We start from the raw sequence: 3,281 nt of genomic DNA, 5'->3' as shown, positions 1-3,281 counted from the left end.
ATCGCCCGCGCCGGCGCCGCCGCCGGCTGCACCGAGGCGCTCTTCACACTGGGCGACAAGCCGGAGCTGCGCTGGCGCCAGGCGCGGGAGGCGCTGGCGGCACTGGGACATGCAACGACCATCTCCTACCTCGTCGCGATGTGTGGCCTGGTGCTGAAGGAAACCGGGCTGCTGCCGCACGCCAACCCGGGCGTCATGACACGCGGGGACATCGCCGCGCTGCGGGAGGTCACGGCCAGCCAGGGACTGATGCTGGAGAGCGCGAGCGCCAGGCTCTGCGGGCCCGGCCAGGTGCATCACGGCAGCCCGGACAAGCACCCCGCGGCGCGGCTCGAAGTGCTGCGGCTGGCCGGCGAGCTGCGCGTGCCCTTCACCACCGGCATCCTGATCGGCATCGGCGAGACGCGGGTGGAACGGATCGGGGCGCTGCGCACCATCGCGGAGCTGCACGCCCGCCATGGCCACATCCAGGAAGTCATCATCCAGAATTTCCGCGCCAAGCCGCGCACGCGGCAGGCGGCGGCGCCGGAGCCGGACCTCGACGACCTGCTCTGGACCATCGCTGCGGCGCGCATCCTCCTCGGCCCGGCGATGAGCATCCAGGCGCCGCCCAACCTCTCGCCCGGCGCCTACCCGCGGCTCGTCGCGGCCGGATTGAACGACTGGGGCGGCGTCTCCCCGGTGACGCCGGACCATGTGAACCCCGAGGCGCCCTGGCCGCATCTCGATGACCTGGCCACGCGCACGGCGGAGGCCGGCAAGGTGCTGGTGCAGCGCCTGCCGGCCTATCCAGACCATGTCCGAGCGCCCGATACGTGGTTCGCACCTGCGGTCGCCACAGTCGTGCGACGCGCCAGCGACGCCGAGGGCTTCGCGCGCGGCGACGACTGGTCACCCGGCGAGGTGCGGCTGCCGGTGCTGCCGGCGCCGCGCCTGGCCGCGGCGGATGCCGCGCTCGCCCGCACGGTCGAACAGGCGGCCGGCGGCGCGCGGCTCGATCCGCCCGCGATCATACGCCTCTTCGCCGCACGCGACGCCGACCAGGCGCATGTGACTTCGGCGGCGGATGCGCTGCGCGCTGCGGTCTCCGGCGAGACCATCCGCTACGTCGTGAACCGCAACATCAACTACACCAATATCTGCACTTACCGCTGCCGTTTCTGCGCGTTCAGCAAGGGCAGGACGCACGAGGCGCTGCGCGGCCCGGCCTACGATCTCGATCACGCGGAGATCCTCCGCCGCGCCGAGGAGGCTTGGGCGCGCGGCGCGACCGAGGTCTGCCTGCAGGGCGGCATCCATCCGGACTACACGGGCGAGACCTATATCGGCATCTGCGGGGCCATCCGCGCAGCGCTGCCGGGCATGCACATCCACGCCTTCTCGCCCCTCGAGGTGACGCAGGGCGCGGCGACGCTCGGCCTGCCGCTGCGCGACTACCTGGCGCAGCTGCGGGCGGCCGGCCTCGGCTCCCTGCCGGGCACCGCAGCGGAAATCCTGGACGACGCGATCCGCGCCGTCATCTGCCCAGACAAGGTCACCACGGCCGAGTGGCTGGAGGTGGCGCGCACGGCGCATTCCCTCGGCCTGCGCAGCACGGCCACCATCATGTTCGGCCATGTCGAGGGGCCGCTGCATTGGGCGCGCCATCTGCTGGCGCTGCGCGACCTGCAGGCCGAGACGGGCGGCTTCACCGAATTCGTGCCGCTACCCTTCGTCCATATGGAAGCGCCGATGTACCTCCGCGGCCAGGCGCGGCGCGGCCCGACCTTCCGGGAGGCGCTGCTGATGCACAGCGTCGCGCGCCTCGTCCTGAACCCGCATGTCACGAATATCCAGACGAGCTGGGTGAAGATGGGGCCGGAGGGCGCGAAGCACGCGCTGCAGGCGGGTGCCAACGACCTCGGCGGCACGCTGATGAACGAGAGCATCAGCCGCGCCGCCGGCACCCAGCACGGCCAGGAATTCCCACCCGAAGCCATGGAGGCCCTGATCCGCGGCATCGGCCGCGTGCCGCAGCAGCGGACGACGCTCTACGGCACGCCGCCTGAGGCGCAGCGGCGTGCATCCTATGCAGCAGCCGAACTCGCCCCCGTCCTGCAGACGGCGCCGCGCAAGAAGATGCACGCTTAGCAGGGGGCGCTGCCCCCTGCACCCCTGCCAACGACCGAAGGGCCTCAGAAAATCAGGGGTCAGAGACCGGACAATATGCCGGCCTCACGCAGCCAGGCGAGGGTGCGGGTTCCGCGTGCAACGTCGAGCCGGGCGAACACCGCCACATCCGCCGGGTGGTCGATATCCATGGCGAGGCCGGGCAGGCGCACCACGCGCGGCTCCAGCCCCCGCGCCCGCGCCGCCGTCAGATTCGGGAAATAGCTGTCATCGCCGAAGCGCAGCGGTACGACGCCGGGCGGCGAGAGCACCACGCCGTTCGAGCCTTTCTCGTCATGCGCCGGCGCGATGGTGAAGGCGGGCGCCGGGCCGTGCGCCGCGGCGAGCGCCTCCACCTCGGCCGCGGTCACCGCGGGAACGTCGCCAGGCACGGTGAGCACGCCCGTCGCGCCCTCCGCCGCCAGGACCCGCGCCGCCGCGGTGACGCTGCCGGTATGGCCCTCCCGCGCGCCCTTGGTGATGACCCGCGCGCCGCGCCGGCGCGCCTCCGCCGCTGCCCATGCATCGAGCGTCACCACGGACATGCCGGCGAGGCCCCGCGCGACGCAGAGGGCGTCCAGCACCTCGGCCACCATGACCCGCATCAGCGCGACGCGCTCCGCGGGCGAGAGCAGCGGCGAGAGGCGTTGCTTCGACCCCTCCATCTCCTTGACCGGCAGGATGGCCCAGAGGCTCACCGCAGCGCCTCCGCCGCGGCGAGCACCGTGCGCGCCAGCGCCACCTTGTCCTCAAGGCTCCGCATCAGCGTCGCCGCAGGGAAGACCCGCGCCGCGATGCCGCTTGCGTCGTCGCCTTCCTCCATGACGAAGCCGTCCAGCAGCGCGCCGTAATGCGCGGCGACGGCGGCCGCGGTCGGGGGCGTGCCGAGCTCGGCGAACATCTTCGCCGTCGGCCCCTTCACCGCCTGCCCGGCGATAATCGGGGAGACGGCAATCACCGGCGCGCCGCAGCTCGCGATAGCCCCCCGCAGGCCCGGCATCGCCAGGATGGGCCCGATGCTGATGAATGGGTTGCTCGGGCAGATCACCACGGCACGTGGCCCGGCCTGCAGCGCCGCCAGCACCTCAGGCTGCGGCCGAGCCGTCGCGGCGCCGGCGAACTCGATCGCCCGC

Annotated in this window: 3 protein-coding genes; 1 reads left to right on the top strand and 2 read right to left on the bottom strand. The window is 72.7% G+C overall.

The features are described 5' to 3' along the window. A partial coding sequence (gene cofH / locus VF584_11550; GenBank protein ID HEX8210803.1) for a 5-amino-6-(D-ribitylamino)uracil--L-tyrosine 4-hydroxyphenyl transferase CofH occupies positions 1-2,130 on the top strand: 2,130 nt, incomplete at its 5' end. A 59-nt stretch (positions 2,131-2,189) separates the two neighbouring features. Here cofH and cofC read toward each other — a convergent pair. Next, entirely contained in the window at positions 2,190-2,846 is a 657-nt protein-coding gene (gene cofC, locus VF584_11545; GenBank protein ID HEX8210802.1) for a 2-phospho-L-lactate guanylyltransferase, read from the bottom strand. Continuing rightward, the coding region (locus VF584_11540; protein HEX8210801.1) for a 2-phospho-L-lactate transferase CofD family protein at positions 2,843-3,281 on the bottom strand (439 nt) is incomplete at its 5' end. The genes cofC and VF584_11540, both read right to left, overlap by 4 nt.

Source organism: Longimicrobium sp. (genome assembly GCA_036389135.1).
GTDB lineage: Bacteria > Gemmatimonadota > Gemmatimonadetes > Longimicrobiales > Longimicrobiaceae > Longimicrobium.
Note: the sequence above shows the minus strand (reverse complement) of the source record. Positions and strands in the feature narration are given on the sequence as shown.